The 21660-nt window shown below is 71.7% G+C and carries 24 protein-coding genes; 10 read left to right on the top strand and 14 right to left on the bottom strand.

Features of this window, described 5'->3' with window-relative positions:
- Window positions 1–27: 27 nt before the first annotated feature.
- The gene (locus FHX81_RS22080; protein ID WP_141979956.1) at window positions 28–1863 is read right to left on the bottom strand and encodes an NHL domain-containing thioredoxin family protein; all 1836 of its coding nucleotides are present in this window, start codon (window positions 1861–1863) and stop codon (window positions 28–30) included.
- Between the two features lie 98 nt (window positions 1864–1961).
- Here FHX81_RS22080 and FHX81_RS22075 point away from each other — a divergent pair, with 98 nt between their 5' ends.
- The 3 genes from FHX81_RS22075 to FHX81_RS43150 are packed head-to-tail and all read left to right on the top strand — an operon-like array spanning window position 1962 to window position 3009.
- Entirely contained in the window at window positions 1962–2450 is a 489-nt protein-coding gene (locus tag FHX81_RS22075; protein ID WP_170232127.1) for a helix-turn-helix domain-containing protein, read from the top strand.
- Window positions 2451–2453: 3 nt separating this feature from the next.
- Complete coding sequence (locus FHX81_RS22070) at window positions 2454–2930, top strand: PIN domain-containing protein (RefSeq protein ID WP_211363541.1); 477 nt, start codon at window positions 2454–2456, stop codon at window positions 2928–2930.
- Window positions 2914–3009, top strand: a complete 96-nt coding sequence (locus FHX81_RS43150; RefSeq protein ID WP_484336715.1) for a hypothetical protein — start codon at window positions 2914–2916, stop codon at window positions 3007–3009. Before FHX81_RS22070 ends, FHX81_RS43150 begins: the two co-directional genes overlap by 17 nt.
- Window position 3010: 1 nt before the next feature.
- On the opposite strand, the gene FHX81_RS40685 is transcribed toward FHX81_RS43150, so the two are convergent.
- The 4 genes from FHX81_RS40685 to FHX81_RS22060 form a co-directional block, all read right to left on the bottom strand.
- Window positions 3011–3160 (bottom strand): thioredoxin domain-containing protein, encoded by a 150-nt coding sequence (locus FHX81_RS40685; protein WP_170231856.1) that lies wholly within the window; start codon window positions 3158–3160, stop codon window positions 3011–3013.
- 74 nt (window positions 3161–3234) lie between these two features.
- Window positions 3235–3615, bottom strand: a complete 381-nt coding sequence (locus tag FHX81_RS22065) for a PIN domain-containing protein (RefSeq protein WP_141979955.1) — start codon at window positions 3613–3615, stop codon at window positions 3235–3237.
- Window positions 3616–4040: 425 nt separating this feature from the next.
- Complete coding sequence (locus FHX81_RS40680) at window positions 4041–4187, bottom strand: hypothetical protein (protein WP_170191759.1); 147 nt, start codon at window positions 4185–4187, stop codon at window positions 4041–4043.
- Between the two features lie 252 nt (window positions 4188–4439).
- Window positions 4440–5633: an ATP-binding protein gene (locus tag FHX81_RS22060; protein WP_141979954.1), complete on the bottom strand. Its 1194-nt coding sequence runs from the start codon at window positions 5631–5633 to the stop codon at window positions 4440–4442.
- A 122-nt stretch (window positions 5634–5755) separates the two neighbouring features.
- Here FHX81_RS22060 and FHX81_RS22055 point away from each other — a divergent pair, with 122 nt between their 5' ends.
- Window positions 5756–6382 (top strand): SIMPL domain-containing protein, encoded by a 627-nt coding sequence (locus tag FHX81_RS22055; RefSeq protein WP_141979953.1) that lies wholly within the window; start codon window positions 5756–5758, stop codon window positions 6380–6382.
- A 99-nt stretch (window positions 6383–6481) separates the two neighbouring features.
- Here FHX81_RS22055 and FHX81_RS22050 read toward each other — a convergent pair whose 3' ends face one another.
- Complete coding sequence (locus FHX81_RS22050; RefSeq protein ID WP_141979952.1) at window positions 6482–7525, bottom strand: OmpA family protein; 1044 nt, start codon at window positions 7523–7525, stop codon at window positions 6482–6484.
- Between the two features lie 152 nt (window positions 7526–7677).
- On the bottom strand, window positions 7678–8946 hold the full coding sequence (locus FHX81_RS22045; RefSeq protein WP_141984067.1) for an acetyl-CoA C-acetyltransferase: 1269 nt from the start codon (window positions 8944–8946) through the stop codon (window positions 7678–7680).
- An 89-nt stretch (window positions 8947–9035) separates the two neighbouring features.
- On the opposite strand from FHX81_RS22045, the gene FHX81_RS22040 reads away from it, so the two are divergent.
- The gene (locus tag FHX81_RS22040; protein ID WP_141979951.1) at window positions 9036–10352 is read left to right on the top strand and encodes a 3-oxoacyl-ACP reductase; all 1317 of its coding nucleotides are present in this window, start codon (window positions 9036–9038) and stop codon (window positions 10350–10352) included.
- Window positions 10352–11152: a MaoC/PaaZ C-terminal domain-containing protein gene (locus FHX81_RS22035; RefSeq protein ID WP_141979950.1), complete on the top strand. Its 801-nt coding sequence runs from the start codon at window positions 10352–10354 to the stop codon at window positions 11150–11152. Before FHX81_RS22040 ends, FHX81_RS22035 begins: the two co-directional genes overlap by 1 nt.
- Here the strand turns inward: FHX81_RS22035 and FHX81_RS22030 are convergent.
- The gene (locus FHX81_RS22030) at window positions 11142–11573 is read right to left on the bottom strand and encodes a MarR family winged helix-turn-helix transcriptional regulator (RefSeq protein WP_211363540.1); all 432 of its coding nucleotides are present in this window, start codon (window positions 11571–11573) and stop codon (window positions 11142–11144) included. The genes FHX81_RS22035 and FHX81_RS22030 overlap by 11 nt on opposite strands.
- Before the next feature lie 144 nt (window positions 11574–11717).
- Here FHX81_RS22030 and FHX81_RS22025 point away from each other — a divergent pair, with 144 nt between their 5' ends.
- On the top strand, window positions 11718–12644 hold the full coding sequence (locus FHX81_RS22025) for an alpha/beta hydrolase (RefSeq protein ID WP_211363539.1): 927 nt from the start codon (window positions 11718–11720) through the stop codon (window positions 12642–12644).
- On the opposite strand, the gene FHX81_RS22020 is transcribed toward FHX81_RS22025, so the two are convergent.
- On the bottom strand, window positions 12641–13324 hold the full coding sequence (locus FHX81_RS22020) for a TetR/AcrR family transcriptional regulator (RefSeq protein WP_141979948.1): 684 nt from the start codon (window positions 13322–13324) through the stop codon (window positions 12641–12643). The two genes, FHX81_RS22025 and FHX81_RS22020, sit on opposite strands and share 4 nt — an antisense overlap.
- Before the next feature lie 101 nt (window positions 13325–13425).
- On the opposite strand from FHX81_RS22020, the gene FHX81_RS22015 reads away from it, so the two are divergent.
- Both FHX81_RS22015 and FHX81_RS22010 read left to right on the top strand, forming a co-directional pair.
- A complete protein-coding gene (locus FHX81_RS22015) occupies window positions 13426–14070 on the top strand; it encodes an SCP2 sterol-binding domain-containing protein (protein WP_141979947.1) in 645 nt (214 codons plus the stop codon).
- 7 nt (window positions 14071–14077) lie between these two features.
- The gene (locus tag FHX81_RS22010; protein ID WP_141979946.1) at window positions 14078–15292 is read left to right on the top strand and encodes an acyl-CoA dehydrogenase family protein; all 1215 of its coding nucleotides are present in this window, start codon (window positions 14078–14080) and stop codon (window positions 15290–15292) included.
- 95 nt (window positions 15293–15387) lie between these two features.
- Here the strand turns inward: FHX81_RS22010 and FHX81_RS22005 are convergent, their stop codons facing one another.
- Entirely contained in the window at window positions 15388–16293 is a 906-nt protein-coding gene (locus FHX81_RS22005) for a helix-turn-helix domain-containing protein (protein ID WP_246107921.1), read from the bottom strand.
- A 286-nt stretch (window positions 16294–16579) separates the two neighbouring features.
- Window positions 16580–17035: a hypothetical protein gene (locus tag FHX81_RS22000; protein ID WP_141979945.1), complete on the bottom strand. Its 456-nt coding sequence runs from the start codon at window positions 17033–17035 to the stop codon at window positions 16580–16582.
- Here FHX81_RS22000 and FHX81_RS21995 point away from each other — a divergent pair.
- Window positions 16989–17735: a pentapeptide repeat-containing protein gene (locus FHX81_RS21995; protein WP_141979944.1), complete on the top strand. Its 747-nt coding sequence runs from the start codon at window positions 16989–16991 to the stop codon at window positions 17733–17735. The two genes, FHX81_RS22000 and FHX81_RS21995, sit on opposite strands and share 47 nt — an antisense overlap.
- Before the next feature lie 51 nt (window positions 17736–17786).
- Here the strand turns inward: FHX81_RS21995 and FHX81_RS21990 are convergent, their stop codons facing one another.
- The 3 genes from FHX81_RS21990 to pdhA are packed head-to-tail and all read right to left on the bottom strand — an operon-like array spanning window position 17787 to window position 21377.
- Entirely contained in the window at window positions 17787–19151 is a 1365-nt protein-coding gene (locus FHX81_RS21990) for a dihydrolipoamide acetyltransferase family protein (protein ID WP_141979943.1), read from the bottom strand.
- A gap of 10 nt (window positions 19152–19161) precedes the next feature.
- Window positions 19162–20184 (bottom strand): alpha-ketoacid dehydrogenase subunit beta, encoded by a 1023-nt coding sequence (locus FHX81_RS21985; protein WP_141979942.1) that lies wholly within the window; start codon window positions 20182–20184, stop codon window positions 19162–19164.
- Complete coding sequence (gene pdhA, locus FHX81_RS21980) at window positions 20184–21377, bottom strand: pyruvate dehydrogenase (acetyl-transferring) E1 component subunit alpha (protein ID WP_141979941.1); 1194 nt, start codon at window positions 21375–21377, stop codon at window positions 20184–20186. Before pdhA ends, FHX81_RS21985 begins: the two co-directional genes overlap by 1 nt.
- Window positions 21378–21660 lie beyond the last annotated feature (283 nt).

The following is a 21660-nucleotide window of genomic DNA, read 5'->3' as shown; positions in this document are numbered from 1 at the left end:
GAGCTTGACATCGGGCACTCGCAGAGTCTAGATGCCTTCGTCGAGGCCGCCCATCATGAGGGGTAGCCGCCGGGGCCCGTCCTCCACCACCCGGACCGGCACGCCCCAGTCCTGCCGGGCCAGCTTGCACACCGGGTGCTCGACGCTCGGGTCGTCCGTGCAGCTCGCGGCCTGGGCGACGATGTGCAGGACGCCCTCGGTGAAGCCCTCGGCGACGCGCAGCGCCCGCACCAGGTCCGTGCCGACGCCCGCGCCCTCGGCCAGCAGCTCCGGCGGGGAGCTGGTGATCTCCAGCCGCGTGGACGGGCCGAACCGGTCGTCCAGCTTCTGCCCGGTCGGCGGGGTGAACACGACCGCGATCTCCACGTCGCCGGACGCGATCACCGACGGCGGCCGGCGCACCTGGTGCGCCTCGCCGCTGACCAGCTTCGCGCCGGGCGCGACCGGGCGTTCCAGGCGGTGGGCGGCGGAGGCCACGACGACCAGCTCGCCGTCGACCAGGACCGCGTCGGACGGCTCGGCGACGTCCGTGGCCAGGGTGGACACCTCGCCGGTGGCCGGGTCGTAGCGGCGGATGGCGCCGTTGTAGGTGTCGGCGACGGCGACCTGGCCGCCGGGCAGGACGGTGACGCCCAGCGGGTGCTGGAGCAGCGCCTGGTCGGCCGGGCCGTCGCGGTGGCCGAAGTCGAACAGGCCCTTGCCGATCGCGGTGTGCACGGTGCGGTCGGCGTCCAGCCAGCGCAGCGCGGACGTCTCGGAGTCGACCAGCCACAGCCGGTCGCCGTCGGCGGCCAGGCCCGAGGTCTGGGCGAAGAACGCCTCCGCGGCCGGGCCGTCGTGCAGGCCTTCGACGGTGGTGCCGGCGAGCCGCTCGACGCGGCGCTCCCGCGGCCGGAACAGGCCGAGCGTGTGGTTGCCCGCCATCGCGATGGCCACGCCGCCCGCGGGCTCCCACCAGGCCACGTCCCACGGGCTGGTGAGGTCGACGGCCTCGGCGGGGCCGTCGGTGTCGCCGTCGCGCCACTGCTCGCCGGTGCCCGCGACGGTGGTGACCTCGCCGGTGTCGAGGTTCAGGCCGCGCAGCAGGTGGTTGACCGTGTCGGCGACGACCGCGTGGTAGCCGACCCCGGCGGCGACGTCGGCGGGCAGCAGCGCGATGCCGGCGGGTTCGGAGAAGGTGGGCTCCAGGCCGTCGCGGCGGCCGCGTTCCCCGGTGCCGATGCGCCGGAGGACGGTCTCGCCGTCGAGGTCGAGCTCGACCAGGCTGTGGTGCGCGGAGTCGCTGACCAGCAACGTGTGGTTCGGCGTGAGGACCGCCTTGGCGGGGAACCGGAGCTCGGTCTCGCGGGGCGGCGGGGCGACGTACGGGCCGTCGCCGCGGTGCAGGGTGCCCTTCGCGTCGTGCTCGGCGACGATCTCGGACACGATCTGGCGCAGCGCGTCGAGGTGGCCCTCGCCGGAGGCCACGTGCACGACGTAGCCCTCGGGGTCGACCAGGACGAGCGTGGGCCACGCCTTCACCGCGTAGTTCTGCCACGTGGTCAGCTCGGGGTCGTCCAGCACGGGGTGCTCCACCTCGTACCGCTCGACGGCCGCTTCGAGCGCGGCGGGCTCCGCCTCGTGCGCGAACTTGGGCGAGTGGACGCCGACCGTGACCAGGACGTCGGCGAACTCGGCTTCGAGCGGGCGCAGCTCGTCGAGCACGTGCAGGCAGTTGATGCAGCAGAACGACCAGAAGTCGAGCAGCACCACCTTGCCGCGCAGGTCGGCCAGCCTGATGTCGCGCCCACCCGTGTTGAGCCACCCGCGACCCACCAGCTCGGGGGCGCGGACACGGGCACGGCGTCGTTGTGCGGTCGTCACGTCCCGATCCAACACGACTCGCGCACTGGCTTATTTCAGACGTCCACCATGTGGATGAACGATCTTTCGTTCTGTTCGTTTCGCGCTACTGTAGCTACATGACAGCGACCATGGGAGAACGCACGCTGCTGCCGCCTGCGAGTTCGGAAGCGCTGTCGTCCTGGGTCGCGGCATTGGCCCGCCCAGGTGGCGGAACCGCCGCACTGCTCGCCCCGGACGGCACTCGACTGGAACTGCCCGCTGAAGTGTTCGACGTGCTCCGCAGCGTCGTGGCCGCCATGTCCCAAGGCTTGGCGATCACCGTCGCACCCCAGCACACCGTCCTGACCACGAGCGAGGCCGCGCAACTGCTCGGTGTTTCGCGGCCGACCCTGGTGCGCCTGCTCGAAGCGGGAGAGATCCCGTACGAGCAACCGAACCGGCATCGCCGGGTCCGACTGGCCGACCTGCTCGCGTACCGGGAACGCGCCCGCCGGGCACGGGCGGTCGGTCTGGACGAGATGGTGCGGGCCGGTGAGGAAGGCGGCTTGTACGACCTGCCTCTGGACACGCCGTTCGAGCGGATGCCGACTGACGAGCACAGGTGATTCTTGTTCCCCGTCTTCCTCGACACCTGCGTGCTGCTCAAGCCATACCTGTGCGACACGCTTCTGAGCGTCGCCGAGAGCGGAGTCTACCGACCGCTCTGGTCTGAGGGCGTGCTCACCGAACTCGACCGCAACATGCTCAAGCGCGGTGCGACAGCAGAACAGGTGGCCCACCGCGTCGACCAGATGACCTGCCACTTCCCCGATGCGCGAGTTCTGGGCTACGAGCACCTGATCGACTCGATGGAGAACCACCCGAAGGACCGGCACGTCCTCGCCGCCGCTGTTCGAGGGGGAGCCGAAGTCCTGGTGACCGAGAACTTGAAGGACTTCCCGGACAGCGTGCTCCAGGAGTACGACGTGGTAGCGGTGCACCAGGACGACTTCCTACAGGACCAGCTCGACCTGTTCCCGGACGCCGCTGCGGCGGCAGGTTTCCCGTTACCGCCGTGCTCCGCGGTCAGTGGACGACCTGCTTGACGTGCTGGGCAACGAAGGACATGGTTGTCCAGGCTTTGCGGAGGTCTGTCGGCGACACCGCAGCACTTGGAGAAGTTGACCTACTGGCAGCAGAACGACCAGAAGTCGAGCAGCACCACCTTGCCGCGCAGGTCGGCCGGCCTGATGTCCCGCCCACCCGTGTTGAGCCACCCGCGACCCACCAGCTCGGGGGCGCGGACCCGGGCACGGCGTCGTTGTGCGGTCGTCACGTCCCGATCCGACACGACTCGCGGTCCGAGCCATTTCCCCGTCCACCGATTGGGACGGTGCGGGTTCGGGGCCACTACGGGCGGCGGCGGACCGTGCGCGGGCCGAGGACGGTGGCGTGCAGGGCCGTCACCCGATCGCGCAGCGCGCGGTCGGCGGTGATGACGGTGCACGGGCGGTCGGGTGGGGTGGCGCGGACGACCTCCACGATCGCGTCATCGCCCGAGGCGGGCGCGGAGACGACCCGGACGCCCGGGACCGACTCGACGTGCCGGGCCCTGCCCTCCACCACGAGGACGACCTCCAGCGGGCCGGGCAGGTCCGGCAGGCCGTGCTCGGCCACCTCCACCAGGTCGTCGCGGAGGCGGGCGGTGGCGCCGGCGCGGTCGCGCCACCAGCCGTCCGGGACCGAGCCCACGACGTTGGCCGCGTCGACGACCAGCAGCGGGTGCGTCATCGGGTCATGCTCTCAGCAAACCCTCAAGAAATTGTCGTACCCCGATGGCACCATGGAGTGGTCCATTGGGGGACAGCAATGAACACGCAGGGGGACATAGTGATGATCAGGCGCGCCCGCCGGACGACGGACGACGACTGGAACGGTTCGGCCACGGCCGAGTAGCCGGACACGGGAAACCCCGCGGTGCTGCCAGGTCGGGGGTCCGACAGCACCGCGGGGTCATCTGGAACATCGATACACGATCGGGGTCCGTTACATTCCCTATCGGGTGTGACGGAGATCACGTTTTGACAGAACGAAGCCCTGCCGCGCGGGAGGTGCGGCAGGGCTTCGTCGTTCCCCCTTCGCCGGAGCGCGGACGACGGGGCGCGCACCCGGTGTCGATCGGGTGGTCGTCACGCGCGCCGGAGGAAGGCCTTCCCTCAGCGGAGGGAGCTGACCTGAGCCTGGGCGATCGCCATCAGCTCGTGCCGCATGGCCGGGGTGGGCGCCATGTCGATCGCACGGGCGACGGCCTTGCGGTTGCGAGCCTCGACACGACGAGCGCGGAGCTTCGCAGTGAAGTTCATCGGGGGTTCATCCCTCTCAAAGGTGTTCCTCGGTGTGTGCCTCAAGTATGCACCCTCGCGCGTCCGAACGCACCCGATTATCCGGTGAGGTGCCGCACATGCCGGCGAATCATCGGCGTACACCCCGTGACCCCCGATGATTCGCCTGGGGGACACCTGCCGGACCGGATGCGGGTGACCCGACTCCAGAGCGTGGGCGCCGGAACGCACAACGCGACCGGAGCACCCGGAAAGCCGCGGCCCAGCGGGTCGTCAGTCCTCGCGGCCGAGCAGGAACCGGCCGAAGTGGGGCACGGTGAACGCGATCTGCCCGCGTTCCGCCGAGTACACGAGCCCCTTCTTGATCAGGCTGTCCCGGGCGGGCGACAACGAGGACGGCTTGCGGCCCAGGTGGTCGGCCACCTGCGCGGTGTTCACGCCCGCGTCCTTGCCGTCGGTCAGCTCCGCCATCGCGCGCAGGTACTCCCGCTCGGCCGGCGTCGCCCGCTCGTAGCGCGACCCGAAGAACCCGACCGCCAGCTCGGCGTCGGCCTCCGGCGCGGCCACCGCCACGTCCGTCGCCGTGATCGGGTCGTCGGGCGCCGCGTCCCACGCCGCCTTGCCGTAGGCCTGGATGAAGTACGGGTAGCCGCCCGAGGCGTCGAACAGCGCGTCCAGCGCCTCCGGCTCGATGCCCGCCTCCTCGCGGTCGACCGGGGCCAGCACGGCGCGGTCGGCGTCCTCCCGCGACAGCCGGTCGATCCGCACGTACCGGAACAGGCGCTCGGAGTACGACTTCGACGCCGACAGCACGGCGGGCAGGTGCGGCAGTCCCGCGCCGACCACGACCAGCGGCGCGCCCGACTGCGACAGCTCGTGGCACGCCGCGCACAGCGCCGAGACGTCGTCCGCCGGCACGTCCTGCATCTCGTCGATCAGCAGCGCGACACCCGTGCCGACGTCCTGCGCCAGCTCGGCGACCTCGGTGAACAGCTCCACCAGGTCGATCTCGATGTCACCGGAGTCGGCCCGGCCGACCGCCGCGGGCACGTCGATGCCCGGCTGCCACCGGTCGCGCAGCTTCGCGTCCTCGGGGTTGGACCGCAGCGCGAACGCCTTGAGCACGCCGAGCACGGACTCCACCCGGTCCGGCGCGCGGTGCCGCACGGCCAGGTCGCGGACGGCCCGGTGCAGCGCGGCCGACAGCGGGCGGCGCAACCCGGCGTCCGGCCGTGCCTCGATCTTCCCTGCGCCCCAGCCGCGCTTCACCGCCATCGACCGCAGCTCGCCCAGCAGCACGGTCTTGCCCACGCCGCGGAGCCCGGTGAGCACGAGGCTGCGTTCCGGCCGGCCGCGGGCGACCCGTTCCAGCACGACCTCGAACGCGCTCAGCTCCTTGTCGCGCCCGGCCAGCTCGGGCGGCCGTTGGCCCGCACCGGGGGCGAACGGGTTGCGCACCGGGTCCATCCTCGGAAGGTATCGAGGTGTCTACGGCCGATCCAATACTCGGACCGTGTCGCGGATTATTAGGCAATCTAGCTGTGCAGCTATATAGGGCTATCGACTGACATCACCGGTAGCGTCGAGCCATGGCTGAGGTGGTGACGAAGGGCGTCGGCAGGGTCGAGCGGACCGCCGACCGCGCCGAGGTGCAGGCGAGCTTCGAGACGGTGGGCTCGACGCGCGACGAAGCGGTGGAGCGGCTGACCGCGCGAATCGCCGCGGTGGAGCCCGCGCTGGGGCGGTCGGGCGTGGAAGTGCGGTCGCGGCAGCTGAACGTGCACGACAACTGGGACGGCAAGCGCCGTTCCGGCAGCCGGGCCGCGCAGAACTACGTGCTGCGGGTGGACGACCCGGCGGAGCTCGACGGTCTGCTCGGCGCGCTCGTGACGGCCGAGCCGACCTGGCTGAACGGGCCGACGTGGCAGCTCAAGGAGGACGCGGAGGCCGTGCGCGAGGCGCAGCGGGAGGCCGTGCGGGACGCGCGCCGACGTGCCGAGGGGTACGCGCAGGCGCTCGGCGTGCGACTGGGGCCGTTGCTGCGGCTGACCGACGGTGACGCCGAGGGGTGGGCGGTCGAGTCGTCGCACCGGATGCTCGCGGCCGGGTACGGCGGCTCGCCGGGCGTGCCGCCGCAGGTGGACCAGCTCAACCTGGAAGCCCAGCAGATCACGGTCACGGTCCGCTGCACGGCCTCGTGGACGCTGCTGGACTGACGCCCCGCGTGTTCCGAGCGTTGAACTCGGGGGTCCTGGACGTAGGACTCCCGGGTCCTGGGCGTGGGACACGCGGGGCCTGGGGGTTCGACTCGCGGGTCAGCCGCTGGTGCGCGGGTCGGCCAGGTCGACGACGACCGAGCGGTTGCGGGCGGCGGCACCGGGGATCAGGTCGCCCGAGCCGTCCAGGTCGGGTTCGAGCGGTGAGGCGAAGCCCGCGCCGAGCACCTCGGTGAACGCCGCCCGGCTCACGCCCAGCTCCACCAGCGTCGACACCACCCGCTGGCTGCGCCGCTGGGTCAGGTTCACCGCGGCAGGCGCCGACGCCGAGGTCGCCGTGCGGGCGACCACCCGCGCGGTGGTGCGGTTGTCGAACTTCTCCGCCACCTCCGCCAGCACCTCGCGCGCACCCGGTGCCAGCTCGTCGGTGCCCGCCTTGAACAGCACCGAGTTCGGCAGGTGCACCGACGCGTCCTCGTGCACGACCCCGCCGACGTCCACCACCGGCACCTCGGCCCGGCCGATCGACGCGCCGCCGGCCACCGGCTCCGCGTCGTGCGCGCAGCTCTTCGCGTGGAACCTCGCGCAGATCCCCAGCCACACCGCGACCAGCGCGTCCCGCGCGGCGGGCGGCAGCGGCGGCTGGTCGCCGAACACCTGGCCCAGCCCGGAGAAGATCACGTCCTTGCCGGTCAGCTCGGGCAGCGCGTCGTCGGGCACCGACGCCACCACGGCGGGGACGTCGAGGTCCAGCCCGAGCCGGGTCAGGTCGAGCGGGTCGGTGGTCTGCAGCCCGCTGGTCTGCAGCACGAGCACCGCCGGTCCCGGCGCGGACGCCATGTCGCTCAGCACGGCCAGCGGGTCGAGGTCGTCGTCGTCCCCGGCGAGCCCGCCGAGCTGACCGGTCAGCCGGTTCAGGTTCTGCTCGAAGCCCAGTTCGCGCAGCGCCCCGTCGCTCTCCACCTCGTTGCCGTCGCGGACGGTGAAGTCCTGGTCCGAGTACGCGCCGCCGGAGTCCTCGCCCTGGCGGTACACGACGACCCGGGTCACGCCCTGCTCGACCGCCTCCGACAACCGGTCGACGACGGTCCTGGTGAGCGCGACCCGGGGCTCGTTGGCCGACGCGGTCACCCCAATGCGCACGGTGGTGGTTTCGCGGGACGCTTCCCCGCAGGCAGCACAAGACGCCGCCACCAGCACGACTGCGGCGAAGAGCCGTGAGTGGTTCATGCCTGAAAAACGGAACGGGAACGCATTGTGTTACCAATAACACCCGTTCGGCCTAATCTCAGGCATCAGCGCTCCACGATCGCCGTAACTCCCTGACCACCCGCCGCACAGATCGAGATGAGCCCGCGACCCGAGCCGCGCTCGGCCAGCAGCTTCGCCAGGGTGGCCACGATCCGCGCGCCGGTCGCCGCGAACGGGTGCCCGACGGCCAGCGACGAGCCGTTGACGTTGAGCTTCGCCCGGTCGACCGCGCCCAGCGGCGCGTCCAGCCCGAGCCTGCCCTTGCAGAAGTCCGCGTCCTCCCACGCCTTCAGCGTCGCCAGCACCTGGGACGCGAACGCCTCGTGGATCTCGTAGAAGTCGAAGTCCTGCAACGTCAGCCCCGCCCGCGCCAGCATCCGCGGCACCGCGTACGCGGGCGCCATCAGCAAGCCCTCGCCGCCGTGGACGTAGTCGACCGCCGCCGTCTCGGTGAACGTCAGGTACGCCAGCACGGGCAGGTTGCGCGCCGCGGCCCACTCCTCCGACGCCAGCAGCACGGCCGACGCGCCGTCGCTGAGCGGCGTGGAGTTGCCCGCGGTCATCGTCGCCCCCTCGCCCCGGCCGAACACGGGCTTGAGCTTCGCGAGCTTGTCCACCGACGAGTCCGGCCGCAGGTTCTGGTCGCGGGTCAGGCCGAGGTACGGGGTGACCAGGTCGTCGAAGAACCCCCGGTCGTAGGCGGCGGCGAGGTTGCGGTGGCTGGCGGCGGCCAGCTCGTCCTGGTCCTCGCGCGCGATGCCCCACTCGCGGGCGGTGATCGCCGCGTGCTCGCCCATGGACAGGCCGGTGCGCGGCTCGCCGTTGCGCGGCACGTCCGGCACGACGTGCTTGGGCCGCAGCTTCAGCGCCGCCCTGAGCTTCGCGCCCGCGCTCCGGGCCCGGTTGAACTCCAGCAGCACGCCGCGCAGGTCCTCGTTCACGCCGATCGGCGCGTCGCTGGTGGTGTCCACGCCGCCGGCCACGCCCACCTCGACCTGACCGAGCGCGATCTTGTTGGCCACCGCGATCACCGCCTGCAGGCCGGTGCCGCACGCCTGCTGCACGTCGTAGGCGGGCGTCTCGGCGGACAGCCTGCTGCCCAGCACGGCCTCGCGGACCAGGTTGAAGTCGCGGCTGTGCTTGAGCACCGCGCCCGCGACGACCTCGCCGAGCCGTTCACCCTGCAGGCCGAACCGGCTGACCAGGCCGTCCAGGGTGGCGGTGAGCATGTCCTGGTTCGACGCCGTGGCGTAGGGGCCGTTCGAGCGGGCGAACGGGATGCGGTTGCCGCCGAGGATGGCTACTCGGGCCATGTCGTCCTCCAGGGTGGTGGGCACGGTGATGACCAATGTTACCTACTCATCAGTAGACTTACTAGCGAGTAGGGAGTGTGATGGTGGGCATGGATCGTTACCAGTCGTTCGCGAGGTCCGGCCTCGGGCGGTTCGTCGTGGGCAAGCTCGGCTTGCCCGACCCGTACCCGCTGCGCCGCCACTCACCCGGAACACCCCCGCTAAACGGGCCCGTGCTGATCGGTGGCGGCGGTCGGCTGGCCGACCCGCTCCGGGCGGCGGTGACGTCGACGGGCCTGACCCCCGCCACCGGCGCGGCCGACGGCGAGCGGTACGGCGCGCTGGTGTTCGACGCGTCCGGCATCGACTCGGTCGAGCGGCTGCGCGAGCTGCACGCGTTCTTCCAGCCGGTGATCCGGTCGCTCCGGCCGTGCGGCCGGGTGGTCGTCTTCGGCACCCCTCCCGAGCAGGCCGAGTCACACGTCGCGCAGCGCGCGCTGGAGGGGTTCACGCGCAGCGTCGGCAAGGAGCTCAAGCGCGGCGGCACGGCCCAACTGGTGTACGTCGCGCCCGGTGGTGAGGACGCGATCGGGTCGACGGTGCGGTTCCTGCTGTCGGGCCGGTCGGCGTACGTGTCCGGGCAGGTGATCCGGATCGGGCCGGCCGACGTCGAGCAGCCGGTGGACCCGGACCGGCCGCTGGCCGGGAAGGTCGCCCTGGTCACCGGCGCGGCCCGCGGCATCGGCGCGGCGATCGCCGAGGTGCTCGGCCGGGACGGGGCGAGCGTGGTGTGCCTGGACGTGCCCGCGCAGGGCGACGAGCTGTCCGCGGTGGCCAACCGGGTCGGCGGCACGGCGATCCAGCTCGACATCACCGCGGCCGACGCGCCCGCCCGGATCGTGGAGCACCTCACCCGACGGCACGGCGGGGTCGACGTCGTCGTGCACAACGCGGGCATCACCCGCGACCGCACGCTGGGCAGGATGGACGCGGACCGGTGGGACGCGGTGGTCGCGGTGAACCTGGCGTCGCAGGAACGGGTCAACGAGGCACTGCTCGCGGCCGACGCGCTGCGGCCCAACGGGCGGATCGTCGGCGTGTCGTCCATCGCGGGCATCGCCGGGAACGTCGGCCAGACCAACTACGCCACCACCAAGGCGGGCGTGATCGGCATGGTCGACTCCCTCTCGCGGCGGCTCGCGGGCCGCGCCACGGTCAACGCGGTCGCGCCGGGGTTCATCGAGACCAGGATGACGGCCGCGGTGCCGTTGTTCATCCGGGAGGCCGGGCGGCGGATGAACAGCATGTCGCAGGGCGGCCTGCCGGTGGACGTCGCCGAGGCCATCGCGTGGTTCGCGCACCCGGCGTCGGCCGGCGTGAACGGCAACGTCGTGCGGGTGTGCGGGCAGAGCCTGTTGGGGGCGTGATGGCGAACCTGACCCTGCTCTACGCCAAGGCCGCGCTGACCGGGTTCACCCGGCGCGGCGACGTGCTCCCGGAGTCCTCGCTGGACGCGGAGGTGACCGTCGACCCCGAGCACCTGGCGCGGTACGACAAGGTCTGCGGGTTCGGCGTGCGCGACGAGCTGCCGATCACCTACCCGCACGTGCTCGGGTTCGGGCTCCAGATCCGGCTGATGACCGGGCCCGGCTTCCCGTTCCCGCTGCCCGGCCTGGTGCACGTGGCCAACCGGATCAGGCAGCACCGGCCGCTGCGGGCGACCGAGCCGCTGTCGCTGCACGTGGCGCTGACCGACCTGCGGCCGCACGAGCGCGGGCGGCAGTTCGACGTGGTCACGACGGTGGCCGTGGACGGCGAAGAGGTGTGGGTCGACGTGTCGACTTACCTCCGCAGGGAGGGTGCCGCCGCGAAGGAGCCGTCGCCACGCGCCGAACCGCCCGAGCCGACGGCCCGGTGGCGGCTGCCGGCCGACCTCGGCCGCCGGTACGCCGACGCGTCCGGCGACCGCAACCCCATCCACCTGCACCCGCTGACCGCCAAGGCGTTCGGCTTCCCGAGGGCCATCGCGCACGGGATGTGGTCGAAGGCCCGGTGCGTGGCCGCGTTCGAGGGGCGCCTGCCCGACGCCTACGAGGTGGACGTGCGGTTCAAGGCCCCGATCCTGCTGCCCGGCGAGGTCGGCTTCTCGTCCGCGCCCACCGGTGACGGGTGGCGGTTCGCGCTGTGGTCGAGCCGGCCGCACCTGGAAGGCGTGATCAGCGGCTGACGTTGTCGGCCAACGTGCGCAGGAGGGCACGCAGCCGAGCCGTGTCCTCCTCGTCCAGGTTCATCGCGTCGCCCATCGCGGGCGGCACGTCCTTGGCGCGTTCCCGCAGCTCTTCGCCCGGTCCGGTGAGCACGAGCCGGACCGAGCGCTCGTCGTCGGGGCGGCGCTCGCGGCGGATCAGGCCACCGGCCTCCAGCCGCTTGAGCAGCGGGGAGAGCGTGCCGTAGTCGAGCTGGAGCGCCGCCGCGACGTCCTTGACCGGGACCGCGTCGCGCTCCCACAGCACCAGCATCACCAGGTACTGCGGGTAGGTCAGCCCCAGCTCGTCCAGCAGCGGCCGGTACCGCGCGGTGACGGCCCGGGAGGCCGCGTAGAGCGCGAAGCAGAGCTGGTCGTCCAGTTCCAGGCTGAAGTCCCGCATGGCCGACTTCCCTCCGGTGGTGACGGCGTGCTCCCGGCTGTGACGGAACCCACGATACACCTGCGCCCATTTAGATTGTGCACGATGTAATCGCGGCCTATGTTTCTTGGTGACAGGTTCGACCGCCACACCGAGGAGTCCGAGATGACCGTGCTGGAACCGGCCGCCGCCGAGTTCGCCGCCGCGACCGCCAACCCGCCCTACCTGTTCGACCTCGGCCCGGTCGAAGGACGGCAGGCCGTGGACGGCGTGCAGGCGGGCGAGGTGTTCAAGCCCGAGGTGGACGAGGAGTGGGTGACCGTCGGCGAGGTGCCCGTCCGGGTCGTCCGCCCGGCCGGCTCGACCGGGCCGCTGCCCGTCGTCCTCTACGTCCACGGCGCCGGATGGGTGTTCGGCAACGCGAAGACGCACGACCGGCTGGTGCGCGAGCTGGCCGTCGGCGCGGGCGCGGCCGTGGTGTTCCCCGACTACAGCCTCTCGCCCGAGGCGCACTACCCCGTGGCGCTGGAGGAGAGCTACGCCGTGGCCCGGTGGATCGTCGCCGAGGGCGCGGCCCGCGGGCTCGACGCGTCGCGGCTGGCCGTGGCGGGTGACTCGGTCGGCGGGAACATGGCGATCGCGCTGACGCTGCTGGCCAAGGCGCGCGGCGACGTGGCGTTCAAGCAGCAGGTGCTGTTCTACCCGGTGACCGACGCGTCGTTCGACACGCCGTCCTACCACGAGTTCGCCGAGGGCTACTTCCTGCGGCGTGACGCGATGCAGTGGTTCTGGGACCAGTACACGACGTCGGAGGCGGAGCGCGCGGAGATCACCGCGTCACCGCTGCGGGCCACCACCGAGGAGCTGACCGGCCTGCCGCCGGCGCTCGTGATCACGGCCGAGGCCGACGTGCTGCGGGACGAGGGCGAGGCCTACGCCGACAAGCTGCGTGAAGCGGGCGTGCCGGTGACCGCCGTGCGCTACCAGGGCGTGATCCACGACTTCGTCATGCTGAACGCGCTGCGCGGGACCCACGCCGCCGAAGCCGCGATCAGCCAGGCGGCGGCCGTGCTCAAGGGCGCGTTGGCCTAGGAGCCCTCCTCGGCGCCGGACCGCCGCGACGGCGGGTGCCACACGTCGCCCGCCACCAGGTCCCCGAAACCCATCCACACCAGGTTCATGAGCCGGGCGGCGACGACGCCGGCCGGCTCCTGGGGGTTGTCGAGCCACCAGTCGGCCAGCGACTCGCCCGCCCCGACCAGGGCGGCGGCCAGCGACTCGGCCTCCTTGTCGCCCGCCCGCGGCACGTCGCCGAAGTCCGACGAGTGCACCAGCAGCGCCGCCACCAGGCTGATCGCCCGGCCGCGCATGTCGGCCAGCTCCTCGGCGAACGGCCCGCCCTGCGAGGACGCCTGCCGGTGCAGCACCTGCCAGCTCGCGCGGTTCTCGCCGACGAACCCGAAGAACGCCCGCAACCCGCTCCACAGCTGGACGTCCGGCGGTTCCTCGGCCTCGACGCCGTTCGCGATCGCCTCCATCATCCGGGTCGCCTCACGGCGGATGCAGGTGGCGAACAGCTCTTCCTTCGAGCCCAGGTAGGCGTACAGCATGGGCTTGGAGATGCCCGCGACCTCGGAGATCTCGTCCATGGACGCGGCGTGGAAACCCAAGCGCGAGAAGACGTCCACCGCGGCGTCCATGATCTGCCGCTCGCGCACCGCGCGTGGCAGCCTCTTGGCCCGACCGGAGCGAACCGGTTGCTCTGCGTGCATCGCACCCCCTGGATGGCTGCGACAAGATTACTCCGCGCCCCTTGCCGCCTTACCTACTCACCAGTAGGCTTACCTGCCAGTAGGTAGCGGAGGTGTCACACATGACCATCGACCTCACCACCGAGGCGATCGCGAAGCTCGGCCCGCAGGAGCTGATCTCGACGCTCAGGCAGGTCGACCCGGCCGACCCGGCGCTCAAGGACGTCGACATCGACGTCATCGCGCGCGGCATCGACCCGAAGAAGCTCGGCCGCGACGAGTTCGCCGACCTGCTGGACGCCCTGGGCGCGCTGGCCGACGGCGGCGCCGACCTCGACCTGGCCAAGATGGACCCGCAGAACTTCGCGCGGATCATCTCGCGCGCGTCCAAGGACCAGATCGAGGCCGTGACGTCACGGCCCGGCCTGCGCGAACGCGTGCTGGACGAGGTGTTCCGGCGCATGGAGGTGCACTTCCGCAGCGAACGCGCGGGCGCCACGCGCGCCGTCGTGCACTTCCGGCTGACCGGCGGGTTCGACGGCGACGACGTGTACGAGGCGATCATCGAGAACGCGGCGTGCACGATCAACAAGGGCGAGACCCGTGACCCCAGGGCCGTCGTCACGTTGGGACCGGTGGAGTTCCTGAAGCTCGCGACCGGCAACGCGTCGGCCCCGGTGCTGTTCATGACCGGCAAGCTGAAGGTCAAGGGTGATCTGGGCTTCGCGGCCGGGTTCATGAGCTTGTTCAACATTCCGAAGGCGTGAGGGGACCATGGGCGGCTTTTCGCTGGAGCTCAACGAGGACCAGCTTGACCTGCGCGAGTGGGTGCACGGCTTCGCGAAGGACGTGATCCGGCCCGCGGCGTCCGAGTGGGACGAGCGCGAGGAGACGCCGTGGCCGGTGATCCAGGAGGCGGCGAAGATCGGCCTGTACGGGTTCGAGTCGCTGGCCACCTGGTTCGCCGACCCCATCGGCCTGTCGCTGCCGATCGCCACCGAGGAGCTGTTCTGGGGTGACGCCGGGATCGCGTTGGCGTTGATGGGCACGGGCCTGGCCGCGGCGGGCATCTTCGCCTCCGGCGAGCCCGAGCAGTTGGCCGAGTGGGTGCCCGAGTGCTTCGGCACGGAGGACGACCCGAAGCTCGCGGCGTTCTGCGCGTCCGAGCCGCAGGCCGGGTCGGACGTGGCCGGGTACCGGACGCGGGCGGTGTACGACGAGGCCACCGACGAGTGGGTGCTCAACGGGCAGAAGGCGTGGGCCACCAACGGCGGCATCGCCAACGTGCACGTCGTGACGGCGGTCGTGGACGGATCGCTGGGCGCGCGCGGTCAGGCGGCCTTCGTCGTGCCGCCGGGGACGCGCGGGCTGTCGTCGCCGGGGAAGATCCGCAAGCACGGGATGCGGGCGTCGCACACGGCCGACGTGTTCCTGGACGACGTGCGCGTGCCCGGCCGGTGCCTGCTGGGCGGCAAGGAGAGGCTGGACGCCCGGCTGGCGCGTGCGCGCGAGGGCCAGAAGGCCGGCGGGCAGGCGGCGATGGCCACGTTCGAGACGACCCGCCCGACCGTCGGCGCGATGGCCGTGGGCGTGGCGCGCGCGGCTTACGAGTACTCGCTGGAGTACGCGAAGGACCGTTCGGCGTTCGGCCGCAAGATCATCGAGAACCAGTCGATCGCGTTCGACCTGGCGAACATGAAGATGGAGATCGACGCGGCCCGCCTGCTGGTGTGGCGAGCGGCCTGGATGGGCCGCAACAACGTCCCGTTCACGGCGGGCGAGGGTTCGATGTCCAAGCTGAAGGCCGGTGAGGTCTCGGTGTGGGCGACCGAACGCGCGATCCACATCCTGGGCGGTGCGGGGTACACGCGCGAGCACCCGGTGGAGCGCATGCACCGCGACGCCAAGATCTTCACCATCTTCGAGGGGACGTCGGAGATCCAGCGGTTGGTGGTGGCCCGGGCCATTTCCGGCATGCACATCAAGTGAGTTGATCGTCCCAGGCCGTCCTCAGGCCGCCTGGGAAGCGGACGGGGTCTTCGGGACGCGGAAGACCCCGTCCACTGCTCCGTGGCCCGGCGCCGTCAGCGGCAGGCCTCGGTGAGCCACGCCCGTTCAGCGGTGGTGTCGGGGATCTGCGTTTCCCAGCCGTTGACCTTGGCGATCAGCTGCCAGTAGCGCTCGGCCCGCGGGTCGCCGAACTCCTCCAGACGGCGGGACAGCTCCGGTCCGGCCGGGGCGTCCACGACCGACGCCCACTTGTCGTTGATCGCTGCGACGATGGTGGCCGCTTCCGGTGAACGCGGGTCCACGCCCGCGTCCAACGCCTCACGCGCCCGCGTGAACGCGTACTGGAACGCCTCCACCTGCGCCGGTGAGCTCGGGCCCAGGTCGGCGCCCTCGGCCCGCATCTCCTGGTGCCGTTCCGACATCCGCCGGATCGACGCCCGGAAGTCCGGGTCGCGCACCAGGTTCGCCAGCTCGATCCACGCTTCCAGCTGCTCCGCCGACGGGTCGTCCGGCAGCTCCACCCGGACCGACCGCATCCGCTGCTCGAAGGTCGGTTCCAGGTCGAGGCCGCCGAACACCTCCTCGAAGAAGTCGTCCAGGATCGCCTGCCGCTCCTCCTCCGACAGCCGCGCCAACTCGTGCACCATCTCCACCTCCCCGTTCCGCGCCACGACCCGCAGCACGGCCCGGCGCAGCCGGAGCGTGCGCATCTGCGCGTCGATGGCTTCCGCGTGCGCCCGCGCCACCTCGGCGACGGACAACTCCCGTGCCAGCACCCGTTGCGCCGTGGGCAGGTCGACGCCCAGGGCACGCAGGGTCCGCACGAGCTTCAGCCGCGCCAACCCGTCGACGTCGTAGGTGCGGAACCCGCCCGCCGTGCGCCCCGCCACGGGGATCACGCCGGAGTCGGAGTAGAACCGGATCGTCCGCGTGGACAGCCCGGTCATCCGCGCCAGTTCGCCGATCGAGTAGTGCGTCACGGGGACCACCCTGAACTCTCCAGTCACTGGAACTTCAACCGATTAACGCACGGCCGCGCGGAGAGCGGGAACCGCGACCGCCGCCTCTCCCGATCCGGCACGATGACTGCTCGTGCCTTCCGCCGTCTTCCCGTACCTGCCCGCCGCGGTGGCGTCGGGCGTCCTGTTGACGGCGTGGTGGGTGGCCAAGCGCAGGCCGAGGTTCCGCCTCTCCCGGCGGCGCCGCCGGGAGGACGGGCACCAGGGCCCGGTGTGGCGCTCGGTGCTGGCGTGGTTCGCGGTCGCGCTAGTCGTCGGTGGCGCGGCGGGCGCGGGGCTGCTGTGGCTGCTCGGCTGGCCGAAGCTGCCGCGGGGCGTCGCCTTCAGCACCACCGAGGCGCTCGACGTGCTCAAGATCGGGCTCGCGGTCGTCGCGGGCTTCGGCGGTGTCGTGGCGCTCGCGGTCAACTACCGCAGGCAGCGGGTCACCGAGGCGGCGCACGTGCTGACGATCAGCCAGGAGGAACGCGAGCGGACCAAGCTCTTCAACGAGCGCTTCGCCACCACGACCGCCCAGCTCGGCCACGACCAGGCGGCCGTCCGGATCGCGGGCGCGTACGCGCTGGCCGGCCTGGCCGACGACTGGGCCGCGCAGCGGCAGACCTGCGTGGACGTCCTGTGCGCGTACCTGCGGCTGCCCCGCGAGCGCGACGAGGGTGAGAAGGAGGTCATCGCCACGATCTTCCGCGTGCTGCGCGCCCACCTCGGCAGCCCGCACGACGGGACCGTGGTCCGGCCTGGACCTCGACTTCACCGGGGTCGAGTTCCACGAGGCCGACTTCAGCGAGATCACCTTCGAGGGCAAGGTGGTGTTCGACGGCGCGGTGTTCCGCGGTCCGCACACGTCGTTCGAGCGGACCGTCTTCCGGGACATGACGCTGAGCTGCCACGGCACCACGTTCACGTCCGACCAGGTCAGCTTCCGGCACGCCCTGTTCGACCACGCGACCGTCGAGTTCGTCGGCACCGACTTCACCGGGACCTCGATCGACTTCGCCGCCAGTGGGATCCGGGGCCGGACGATCGACTTCTACCGCGCGACGCTGACCGACGCCCTGATCGGCTTCCGCAGCAGCGAGGTCGCGGGCACGACCATCCGCTTCGAGCGGTGCGCCGTGACCGGGAGCCGCCTCGACTTCTCCTACCTCTACCCGGACTCGGAGGCCAGCAGGTCGGTCAGCAGGCTCGTGCTGGAGGGGTGCGCGGTGCGGCGGTCGGAGGTCGACCTGCGCGGCATGGCGCCCGACGGGACCGACGTGTGGTTCACGGACAGCAGCTTCGACGACGTGCACGTGTTCGCCGACAAGCGGTCCGACGGCAAGGGCTTGAAGGTCCGCCGGGTGGAGTCGGTGGGCAGCATCCTGCCGGTCGCGGCGACCGAGCGGAATCGGCCGTCCGCGTGACGGAACGGGCCGGCGCCCGAGGTGGGCGCCGGCCCGTTCGCGGTCGACCGGTCAGTACGTCATCGCCACGCCGGGGTCGGCCAGGAGCGCGCCGACGTCGGCGAGGAACTGCGAGCCCTGCTGGCCGTCGACCACGCGGTGGTCGAAGCTGAGGGCCAGTTGGCACACCTTGCGCGGGACGACCTGGCCGTCCACCACCCACGGCATGTCGCGGATCGCGCCGAGGGCCAGGATCGCGGACTCGCCCGGGTTGATGATCGGGGTGCCCGTGTCCACGCCGAAGACGCCCACGTTGGTGATGGTGATCGTGCCGCCCATCATGTCCGCCGGGGACGTCTTGCCGTCGCGGGCGGTCGTGGCCAGGTCGTCCAGGGCGACGGCCAGCTCGCGCAGCGACATGCGGTCGGCGTCGCGGACCTTCGGCACCACCAGGCCGCGCGGGGTCGCGGCGGCGATGCCCAGGTGCACGTAGTCCTTGTAGACGATCTCCTGCGCCGCCTCGTCCCACGTCGCGTTGACGTCGGGCGTGCGGCGGACGGCCAGGGTGACCGCCTTCGCGGCGAACGCCAGCGGCGTGAGCTTCACGTCGCGGAACTGCGGCGCGGTCTTCAGCCGGGCCCGCAGCTCCATCATCGGCGTCACGTCCACGGTCAGGAACTCCGTGACGTGCGGCGCGGTGAACGCGCTGTCCACCATCGCCTGCGCGGTCGCCTTGCGGACGCCCTTGATCGGCACCCGGCGTTCCCGCGACCCGCTGTCCACCGCGGTGGGCGCGGCCTGCGCCGGGGACGCCACGGCCTGCTCGACGTCCTCCCGCGTGATCACGCCACCCGGGCCGGAACCCGCCAGCGCGTACAGGTCGACGCCCAGGTCCTTGGCCAGCTTGCGCACCGGCGGCTTGGCCAGCGGCACGTAACCGCCCCGCGGTGCCACCGGTTCCGCGACCACCGGAGCGGGCGCAGGCGCGGGCGCGGGCGCGGGCACAGGAGCGGGAGCGGGCGCGGGTGCCGCGGCGACGGGAGCCGGGGCGTCCTTGCGCGCACGGCGCTTCGCCGCACCGGCCCGCGGCCCGTAGCCGACCAGCGTGGCGATCCGGCCGCCCGGCATCTCCTCGCCGATCTTGCCGTTCGACGCCGCCGGGGCGGGCGCGGGCGCCGGCGCCGAGCCGGACGGGTCCACGTCGATCGTGATGATCGGGACGCCGACCTCGACCGTCTGCCCGACCTCGACCAGCAGCTCGGTCACCACGCCGTCCCACGGGCACGGCAGCTCGACGGCGGCCTTGGCGGTCTCGATCTCGACGATGACCTGGTTGACCTTCACCGCGTCACCCGGCTGGACGTGCCAGGTGAGGATCTCGGCCTCGGTCAGCCCCTCTGCCGTGTCGGGCAGGGGGAATTGCTTGTACTGCGGCACAGCTATCCCCTTACCAGGCCAGCGAGCGGTCGACGGCGTGCAGCACCCGGTCGAGGTCGGGGAGGAACTCCTCCTCCAACTTCGACGGCGGGTACGGGGTGTCGAACCCGGTCACCCGCAGCACCGGCGCCTGCAGGGAGTAGAAGCACTCCTGCTGCACCTTGGCGGCGATCTCGCTGGAGATGGAGGACTCGCTGGGCGCCTCGGTCACCACGACCAGCCGGCCGGTGCGCCGCACCGACTCGTACACGGGCGCGAGGTCGAGCGGGGACAGCGTGCGCAGGTCGATGACCTCCAGCGAGCGCCCCTCCTCCTCGGCCGCCGCGGCGGCGTCCAGCGACGTGCGCACCATCGGCCCGTACGTCACGAGCGTGACGTCCGTGCCGGTGCGCAGGGTGCGCGACTCGAACAGCGGTCCGGGCGCGGCGGTGGTGTCGACCTGGCCCTTCTCGTAGTAGCGCCGCTTCGGCTCGAAGAACAGCACCGGGTCGTCGCAGTCGATGGCCTGCTGGATCATCCAGTAGGCGTCGGCCGGGTTCGAGCACGAGACGACCTTGAGGCCGGCGGTGTGCGCGAAGTACGACTCGGGCGACTCGGAGTGGTGCTCCACCGCGCCGATGCCGCCGCCGAACGGCACCCGGATCACCATGGGCACCTTGAGCCGGCCCTGGGTGCGGAAGTGCAGCTTGGCGACCTGCGACACGATCTGGTCGAAGCCGGGGAAGATGAACCCGTCGAACTGGATCTCGCACACCGGCCGGTAGCCGCGGATGGCCAGGCCCACGGCGGTGCCGATGATGCCCGACTCGGCCAGCGGGGTGTCCAGCACGCGCTGCTCGCCGAAGTCCTTCTGCAGGCCGTCGGTGATGCGGAAGACGCCGCCGAGCTTGCCGACGTCCTCGCCCATCACGATGACCTTGGGGTTGGCCTCCATCGACGCGCGCAGGCCGTTGTTCAGCGCCTTCGCGATGGTCAGCGTCTGCACCGCGGCGGGCGCGGCGGACGTCGAGCGGTCCATGGTCGGAGCGGCCATCAGTGCTCACCTCCCGCGAACCCGGCGTGGTAGGCCAGGAACTCGTCGCGTTGCGCCTCCAGGACGGGGTTGCCCTCGGCGTACACCTCGCTGAAGATCCGCCCGGCCGGCGGGTCGGGCAGGTTCACGCAGTAGTCCCGCAGCTCGATCGCGATCTGCTCGGCCTCGGCCTCGATCGACTCGAAGAACGCCTGGTCGGCCCACTGCTGCTTGACCAGGTGCACCTTGACGCGCTCGATCGGGTCCTTGAGCTTCCACAGCTCCAGCTCGTCGGACAACCGGTAGCGCGACGGGTCGTCGGACGTGGTGTGGGCGTCCATCCGGTAGGTGAACGCCTCGATCAGGATCGGGCCGTTGCCCTGGCGGCACTCCTCCAGCGCCCAGCGGGTGACCGCGAGGGTGGCCAGCACGTCGTTGCCGTCGACCCGGATGCCGGGGAAGCCGTAGCCGCGCGCCCGCTGGTAGAGCGGGAGGCGGGACTGGCGCTCGGTCGGCTCGGAGATCGCCCACTGGTTGTTCTGGCAGAAGAACACCAGCGGCGCGTCGTAGACCGCGGCCCACACGAAGCCCTCGTGCACGTCGCCCTGGCTGGTCGCACCGTCGCCGAAGAAGCAGATGGTGGCCTCGCCGTCGGCGTCGCCGACCTTGCCGTCGAACTTCTGCCCCATGGCGTACCCGGCGGCGTTGAGCACCTGGTTGCCGATGACGATCGTGTACGGGTGGAAGCGGTGCTCCACCGGGTCCCACGTGCCGTTGTCGGTGCCGCGGAAGATGCCGAGCAGCTCGGTCGGCTTGACCCCGCGCGTCCACGCGATGCCGTGCTCGCGGTAGCTGGGGAACGCCATGTCCTCGGGCCGCAGCGCCCGGCCCGCGCCGATCTGCGCGGCCTCCTGGCCGAGCAGCGGCACCCAGATGCCGAGCTCGCCCTTGCGCTGCAGCGCGTTGGCCTCGCGGTCGACCCGGCGGACCAGGACCATGTCGCGGTACAGCCCGCGCAGCTCCTCGGCCGTGATGTCGATGTCGAAGTCCGGGTGCTGGACGCGCTCGCCCTCGGGGGTGAGCAGCTGCACCAGGTCGGCGCCGCCCTCGTCTGTCGCTCGCAAGCCTGCGATCACCTGTTCCGCTGTCGGTTTGGCAGCAGTGGCCGGCGCGGCATCCGGCCCTGGGTGCGTCCATTTCTCGGGGGACGACATGCGCCTTGTCTCCTCGTCTACGAGGCCGCCCGGTCGCTTGTGGCGACCGTGCGCGGCTGCACCGCCAGTCGCCGCCGCCCCCGGGGTGTGGGGGCCGGGCAACCGTCGGCGCTGACGGTGTTCTCATCCACATCCTGACATGGCGTCACCCGTCATGGTGAGCCCCGTCCCAGTTCGTAATCTCCGACGCAACGTTCTGACGTGCGGTAACGGTTGGACGGCCAATCTTCGGCAGTCCGAGTAGCGCGTTCGACCATCGAACGTCCGTGTCCCGGTTACCGAT

The sequence above is a fragment of the Saccharothrix saharensis genome (assembly GCF_006716745.1).
In the GTDB taxonomy this organism is placed as follows: Bacteria; Actinomycetota; Actinomycetes; order Mycobacteriales; family Pseudonocardiaceae; genus Actinosynnema; species Actinosynnema saharense.
Note: the sequence above shows the minus strand (reverse complement) of the source record. Positions and strands in the feature narration are given on the sequence as shown.